Annotated in this window: 8 protein-coding genes and 1 pseudogene; 1 reads left to right on the forward strand and 8 read right to left on the reverse strand. The window is 28.2% G+C overall.

The features are described from left to right. The 8 genes and pseudogenes from ACMOUI_RS07245 to ACMOUI_RS07280 form a co-directional block, all read right to left on the reverse strand. On the reverse strand, positions 1 to 1141 hold a 1141-nt coding region (locus tag ACMOUI_RS07245; protein ID WP_418965060.1), incomplete at its 3' end, for a glycosyltransferase. Then, positions 1141 to 1815, reverse strand: a complete 675-nt coding sequence (locus ACMOUI_RS07250) for a sugar transferase (protein WP_418965061.1) — start codon at positions 1813 to 1815, stop codon at positions 1141 to 1143. The genes ACMOUI_RS07250 and ACMOUI_RS07245, both read right to left, overlap by 1 nt. After that, complete coding sequence (locus ACMOUI_RS07255) at positions 1812 to 2051, reverse strand: hypothetical protein (protein ID WP_418965066.1); 240 nt, start codon at positions 2049 to 2051, stop codon at positions 1812 to 1814. Before ACMOUI_RS07255 ends, ACMOUI_RS07250 begins: the two co-directional genes overlap by 4 nt. Before the next feature lie 7 nt (positions 2052 to 2058). Continuing rightward, positions 2059 to 3252 carry a UDP-N-acetylglucosamine 4,6-dehydratase family protein gene (locus tag ACMOUI_RS07260; protein WP_418965067.1) on the reverse strand — a complete coding sequence of 398 codons (1194 nt, stop codon included), beginning with the start codon at positions 3250 to 3252 and terminating at the stop codon, positions 2059 to 2061. Continuing rightward, a pseudogene (locus tag ACMOUI_RS07265) lies at positions 3229 to 3582 on the reverse strand (nucleoside-diphosphate sugar epimerase/dehydratase); the annotation flags it as partial. The gene ACMOUI_RS07260 and the pseudogene ACMOUI_RS07265, both read right to left, overlap by 24 nt. A gap of 12 nt (positions 3583 to 3594) precedes the next feature. Next, entirely contained in the window at positions 3595 to 3909 is a 315-nt protein-coding gene (locus ACMOUI_RS07270) for a hypothetical protein (RefSeq protein WP_418965062.1), read from the reverse strand. 14 nt (positions 3910 to 3923) lie between these two features. Next, positions 3924 to 6287 carry a hypothetical protein gene (locus ACMOUI_RS07275; protein WP_418965063.1) on the reverse strand — a complete coding sequence of 788 codons (2364 nt, stop codon included), beginning with the start codon at positions 6285 to 6287 and terminating at the stop codon, positions 3924 to 3926. 248 nt (positions 6288 to 6535) lie between these two features. Beyond that, a complete protein-coding gene (locus ACMOUI_RS07280) occupies positions 6536 to 6847 on the reverse strand; it encodes a hypothetical protein (protein ID WP_418965064.1) in 312 nt (103 codons plus the stop codon). A gap of 227 nt (positions 6848 to 7074) precedes the next feature. On the opposite strand from ACMOUI_RS07280, the gene ACMOUI_RS07285 reads away from it, so the two are divergent. Continuing rightward, the gene (locus ACMOUI_RS07285) at positions 7075 to 7290 is read left to right on the forward strand and encodes a hypothetical protein (protein ID WP_418965065.1); all 216 of its coding nucleotides are present in this window, start codon (positions 7075 to 7077) and stop codon (positions 7288 to 7290) included. Positions 7291 to 7388 lie beyond the last annotated feature (98 nt).

The raw sequence follows: 7388 nt of genomic DNA on the forward strand, positions 1-7388 counted from the left end.
CTACTATATTTTGAACAGCATCTAATTCATACCAATCATCGCTATTTATCATTCCTACTAGCTCTCCTTGACACATTGATATTCCCTTATTCATAGCATCATAAATTCCATTGTCTTTTTCACTTATAAATTTATACTTTATTCCTCTATTTTCAAAATTTTTTTGAAATTTTTTTATAATTTCTAATGTGTTATCTTTTGACTCTCCATCAACTATTATATATTCAATGTTTTTATAACTTTGATTCAATACACTTTCTATTGTTTTCTCTATTGTTTTAGAACTATTATAAGCAACTGTAACAATAGACACTAATATATCATTCATTTGTTCTCCTGTATTATTTTTTTTTAATACTAAACTCCCATACAGACTTTCAATTACTCTCGGTTTTATTTTATGGAGTAATCTTATTCCAACTTTAGGAAACTTTATCAATATTCTTTTTTTATTTTTTTCTTTAAATACATATTCTAATATTTCTTTTATTGACATATCTTTGTCATTCCTAGGAATAAATATTCCTTCATTTTCATTTTGAATTATCTGGTTTGTTTCATTTAATAATTTATCAATATGAACTATTGTTCTTTTATTCTCATCATTTCCAAATGGTAAAACTGGTAATAAATCCACTAATTTTTCCAATCTTTTCATATTACCAGGACAATTTTCTCCATATACCATTGGTGGCCTAATTATAGATATCTTAAATTTTTTATCCCTCAAATCATTTAAAATCTCTTCAGCATTATACTTACTTTTAGCATATGGTGTTACTGGATTAAGCGGTGTTTTTAAGGTTATTACTTTATCATACTCAAAATATCCATGTGTCCCCCAAACAGCTACTGTCGAATAAAATGCAAAATGTTTTACACCTTTTTCTTTAGCCACTGTTGCTAATCTTTTAGTAAGTTCTGTATTCACTTCAAAATATTTTTCTTCTGGAGCTCCCTTCATCTGATGAACTATTGCCGCCAAGTGAAGTATTGTATCCACTTCTGTATAATCTAAATCTTCAGGTTTATTTTCTATTAAACAGACAGGAACTATATTATACTCACTTTGATATTTTTTTATAAAGTTACTACCTATAAATCCGGTAGCACCAGTTATCATAAGAGTTTTCTTTTTCATTAATATTCAACTCCTATCTTTTTTACCATCTCTTCTTTCTCAGATAAAAGTATTTTATCTTTAACAACATCCTCATTTTTTACTCTATTAACTATTTTAAGTAGTGTCGCTACTATTAGCCAAATATCATATAAAAAACTTTGGTGGTTAATATAATACAAATTCAATTCTATTTTATATGGCATTATCTGTTCTATGTAAAATTTTTCCGGGTCTTGTACTTGATTCATTAAATACTCTTCATCTGAAAATACTATACTTGCTGGAGAAGATATTCCACTCCTCACTGAAAATATCTCTTTTTGTCTATCATTATAATATTTTAAACGTCTTGGAAGTTCAGGTCTTGGACCTATAAAACTCATATCTCCCTTTAAAATATTCCAAAATTGTGGAAGTTCATCTATTTTAGTTTTTCTCATAAACTTTCCAATTGGTGTAATCTCACTAGAACTCCCTTTAATCTGTACTGTATTTTTCTCTCTAAACTCATTGCTTACCATGCTACGGAACTTATAAATACTAAACTCCTTCATCCCTTTAGTTAGTCTTTTTTGAGAAAAAAATACTGGTCCTGGGGATGTTACTTTTACCACTATTGCAACTATTAGCATCACGGGAGCAAATACTATTAAACCAACAAGTGATACTACTATATCAAATAACCTTTTCATCTTATATCCCTTTCCACTGTTATACCTCTTTTTACACATTCTCCTATATCTATATATACTTTCTTTTTTACTTTCACTCCACTTCCCAAAAGAACTCCATATAATAGGTGAGAATAATCTTCTAATATACAGTCATATTCTATAACACTTCCTATATTTACTATTACACTGTTTCCAAGTTTGCTCTTAGAATTTATAACAACTCTTCCATGACCACCAGCACCAATTATAATAATTTTTCCATTAGATTACCTTTTTCTCTTGAGGTGGTTCTTTATATGTTACTACAAATTTTTTCATCAGCTCTTTTATCTCCTCTTTTTTAGGATTTTTAACAGCCTCACTCAATTTTTCTAAATGCTCATCTAAGTCTACATCTGTTTCATCTATATGTGTTATAAATATCTTATTATTCTCTGTTTTTATTGCTGCATTTACATCATAAAGTAACTCTTCATAAAGTTTTTCTCCTGGACGAAGCCCTACTATATCAATATCTACATTGGCATTAGAAAGTTTTATCATAGTTTTAGCTAAATCAATTATTTTTACAGGCTCTCCCATATCTAAAATAAATAGCTCTCCACCTTTTCCAATAGCTCCAGCCTCTATAACAAGCTGAGCTGCCTCAGGTATAGTCATAAAATATCTTGTAATATCTGGATGAGTAAGTGTCAAATTTTTTCCTTCACTAATAAGTTTTTTAAATATTGGTATAACTGATCCATTACTTCCAAGTACATTCCCAAAACGTACTGCCATAAACTTTGTAATGCTCTTTTTATTCATTGTCTCCACAACTATCTCACAAGCTCTTTTAGTCGCTCCCATCACATTAGTTGGATTAACAGCTTTATCTGTAGATATTAATACAAATCTATCCACACCATATTTAATCGCCATCTCAGCTACTTTTTTTGTTCCAAATATATTATTCTTTATAGCTTCCTCTGGATTATGTTCCATAAGTGGTACATGCTTATGAGCAGCTGCATGGAAAACTATATTGGGTTTATATTTTTGAAATAATAACTCTACCTTATCCTGTTCTCTAATATTGCAAATCTCACTTTGTAAATCTAAATTTTTAAATGTTCTTTTTAACTCTAATTCCAAGAAGTAAAGATCATTTTCATTTACATCTATTGTTATTAGTTTTTTAGGATTATATTTAGCTATTTGACGAGCAAGTTCACTTCCTATACTTCCAGCTCCTCCTGTTACAAATACAGTTTTATCTTCTATTATCTCTTTAATATTATCTCCATTAACAAGTATCTGCTCTCTTCCTAAAAGATCCTCTATGCTAACATCACGTACCTGATTTGCTATATTTTCATCCTGTAGTATCTCATCAAGTCCTGGAAGTATCTTTACCTTTACATTGTTGCAGCACTTAGTAATATCTATTATCTCTTTTATTCTCTCTCTTTTTATAGTTGGTATAGCAACTATTACAGTCTCTATACTCTGCTCTTTTATAACATTTTCTAAATCATAAAAATCTCCATAAACTTTTACACCATTTATGTATGTTCCACGTTTACGTCTATCATCATCTATAATAGCCGTAATATGATATGGATAATTTGGATTTGTAAGTCCATCACGAAGTAGTGCTACACCAGCTTCTCCTGCACCATATACAAGTGTATTTGGTTTTGGTTTACTTTTACCTAGCATAACTCTATATGATCTATTTAATCTAAAGAAAAATCTCCATAAAAGTTGCAACACTGTTACTAATAAAAATCCAACTAAAACTACAGTTCTAGAATATTACTGTCTGCTCACAGCATAGTAAGCCAAAGTTACTATTAAAGCTACAAAGTTAGTTGCTGTAAGATTTAACACATCTAAAGAGTTGGTATAACTCCAACTTTTCATAGAATTTTTTCTTATTAAATAAAAACACAAAAACGCTATTCCATATACTATGAAATAGCTACTTTCTACATGTTCTTCCCATTTTCCTTCAAATCTTACCAAAAGGCCTAGAAAGATTCCAGTAAATACTGTACCTAGGTCTATTATTAACTTTACTATATTTCTCTTATTAGAAAATAGCTCTGTTATTACATTCTCTCTAAACACTTTTTATCCCCCTCTTAGAAAGCTCTTACACTTCCAATATATTCTCTTCTATAATCCCTTAACTCTATTCCAGTCATTCTTGTTATTATATTGTTCAAATTATTTTGAATATCTAACAACTCTTTGCTAATTCTATATTTCTGTTCTTTTGTTGGTTCTTTCATCTCTTTCATTAATCTTATGTTCTCTGAAAGCTGTATCTTTAAACTATTCTCTCTATTTAAATTATTCAAATATGTTTTAGAAATATCTATATACTGCTTCTCTCTAAGTCCAGTTTCTGAACTCAAACTAATATCTCCATTTTCTAGAACAGAGGCTTTTTTATCTCCAATTTCATAATCTTTTAAAACACTTGAGTATATTTTTGCTTGAGTTTTTAAAGAATCTAACTCTAAAACTATATATCTATTATCCCCATCTAAAAGAGTTTTCTCAAGTTCAATATTCGATACTATATTATTAGATTTTATATAGTTTAATATATCTCTGTATCCTATATTTTTTATTTTATTTAACTCCACCTCTAAGTTATTATATTCATAAAATATCTCTTTTGTTTCTGCATTTTTTCTCCTAAGATTAACCTCTGCTAATAACCCATTCATTAGGTTATCCATTGCTTTTAAAACCTCTCTGTAACTACTATAATTTTTTAAGTAATCATACTCCGAAGACATGTTTTGAAAAAAATAATTTATATAAAATAATGGAAACTCCTTTATTATATTCTCTTTTATTTTTTTCTCCTCAACACTGTCCTTTAAATTTAAAATTACTCTATACTCTGTTGGTAAATACAGATAATCTGCCTCTCCATCTTTTATCCTTTTCTCTACATCATCTAGGCTTCTTTTGGGAAAAATTGGAGTTATTGTTACATTTTTTAACTCCTCTATAGACAATTTTAATCTTTTGACTAAAAACTCTTTTACTAAAGTCTCCTCTAAATTAAAAGGTGTTTTATCTGGATTTACTCCAGATTTCATCTCCTTGTGAGTAAACTGTAAAGTCACTTCCTCTTTAGAATAACCACTTATACTCACAAAAGAAAATAGTGCTAATACCATAACTCCTTTTTTGAAGTTTTTAAAAGAGTTATAAAAATTCTTTATAAATGCCATCATAATTCCCAAAAATAACCCCATTACTATCCCCACTGTTAACATTAATTTAGCTTTTGAATTAGAAATAATCTCTATTGGAGCTGCCAATTTTATTAATGCCCCATTATTAATATAGTTCTCCTTTGCCTCTAAAATGTTAGCCTCTGATACTATATTATTATATTCTTTTACAATATTTTTTAAACTTTCTAAAATATATACTCTCTCTGCCTCTGTTCCAATTTTAAAATTTTTACTTATATAGATTAATTCATCTAATTGCTGTTGTAAATTAGATAGTTCATTTTCTACCTTTAAATAACTATTCATAAGTTCTATATAATATCTCTCTTTCTCATTATCACCTATTAAAACTTTCACTCCTTTAGGAACAACTACATTACTATCCTCAAATTTATAATCTTCTAAAAGACTTTTGTAGTTTTTTGCTTCCTCTTTTTTCTCTCTAATTCTATTCTCTAAAACTATCTTTCTATTCAGATACTCACTTCTAAACTTATCAGGATTTCTAACTGTATTTGTTGCCAAAAGATAGTTTCTTAAATCCCTTATTCTTATATTTTCCAGATTTTGTAATGCTATTTGAATTCTTCTATATCCAAATCCATATGATACATAATCGGTTCTTGATATCTCTCTTCCTGCTATAAGTTCTTTTAAAGATGCTTTTCTTTCATCGAGTATTCTTAAATAATCCTCATAATTATATCTTTCATCAGCTAAAATATTTGAATCAAACTGTTTAAATCTATATCTAGATTCATTTAATGCTCTGTAGTATTCATTTAAATATACATAGTAATCTTCCAAAACATGCTTACTCTCCTCTATACTCCCCACTCTTAAATCCACTCTATAGCTTGTTGGAGTATATGCTAAAGTCTCTGCATTTTTTGCTAAAAACGCTCTCTTATCCTCAATCTCTTTTGGGATAATTCCAGTTACTTTAAACTTACTACGAAACTCATCTAGAGAGATATCATTTGCTTTTCTTACATTATTTTCTCTATAAACTCTTTCCAATACATTTGCTACTAAAAGATTTTCCTCTTTATATCCTTCACTAACACTAAAAATAGCTGAAACCTTTTTAGCTTTATTTCTTTCATAAAGTGCTCCTCCTAAAGATAATAGCGTTACTATTAACATTGTTATAAAAATAGTTTTTTTCTCTTTTACAAGTATGTGTAGTAGCTCCATTAAATCTATCTCATCATCATACTTAACCTCAGTAGAAACTTGGTGTTTCATATTTTCCCCTCTCTCCTTTTCTCATATTTTAAAATCTTATTAAATAACTTAAATTTTCAATTTTTTATATTTTTTAATAAAGTCTTAAAATTTTCTTTTTTGTTACATTAGTATACCATATTTTTCTACCTAGTTAAAGTAGAAGATTTTCTAAAACTATTTGTTTTTTCTTCAAGAATGCACTTTTTTAGTTCTTTTTTTCTTAAAATAAAACAAGGCCTAGATTTTATCTAGACCTTTAAATGAAATTATACTTCTGGAGCATTTTCTACAAAATAATTAAAAGCCATAAGTTCAGCTTTTTCAATAGATATTCTGTCTAAAGAACTCTGCCCAGCCTTAATCTCCTTCTCTATTTGTTCTTTCCACTCCACAAATGATGCATATGGATTCCCATCTGGTAACGGTTCTCCATCAGCTTGTAACTTTTCAATATATGATAGTGTTGCTCTATCATCTGTCATCTCTTTTTGGTATGTACTTTCTCTTTCAATACTCTTCTCTTTTTTTATTATTACTCCTTCTAGTATTGCCTTTGCCCCACCTACTGTCATACTCATCTACTACCTCCTTCATTTCTATTTTTTTATATTATCTCGAGATATTTTAATAATAGCATAAACTTTTTTTTATTACAGTATTCAAAATACTACTCTTCTACTTTTTTATTTTTTCCTTAAAAATACCACTCTTCATCTATTTTTTAAAAAAAGTTTGACTTGCTATTTATTGTCCCGTATTATCAGTATTATGCAGATGCATAAAATAAATATTTTGGGAGAAACTTATGAAGGATAGTATCTATATTAAAACTTTAATTAAAGAACATGTTGGTAGTTTTATTCTAGTAGAGGAGCTTGAACTTATAGTACCTTTTGAAAAACAAACTCTTTACAAAAAATTTAAAAAATATCCTGAATCAAATTTCAAAAAAAATAATGGTTATATAATTGTTGATGTGGAAATTTTTCTTGATTCTCTATTTTTATCTGAAAATTCATAAGGAGGTATCTTTGAAAAATATATCTAATCCTAAAAAAAATACTCAACTCTTAGAGATAGCTAGGCAAATTTTTTATTTAAAAAAAAAATCCCTTACAG

It is taken from the genome of Cetobacterium sp. (assembly GCF_048470075.1).
Lineage (GTDB): Bacteria > Fusobacteriota > Fusobacteriia > Fusobacteriales > Fusobacteriaceae > Cetobacterium_A.

Bases quoted from the DNA above. Each gene is read 5' to 3' on its own strand.
- ACMOUI_RS07250 (WP_418965061.1), bottom strand. From the start codon at position 1,815: ATGAAAAGGTTATTTGATATAGTAGTATCACTTGTTGGTTTAATAGTA.
- ACMOUI_RS07275 (WP_418965063.1), bottom strand. From the start codon at position 6,287: ATGAAACACCAAGTTTCTACTGAGGTTAAGTATGATGATGAGATAGAT.
- ACMOUI_RS07280 (WP_418965064.1), bottom strand. From the start codon at position 6,847: ATGAGTATGACAGTAGGTGGGGCAAAGGCAATACTAGAAGGAGTAATA.
- ACMOUI_RS07285 (WP_418965065.1), top strand. From the start codon at position 7,075: ATGAAGGATAGTATCTATATTAAAACTTTAATTAAAGAACATGTTGGT.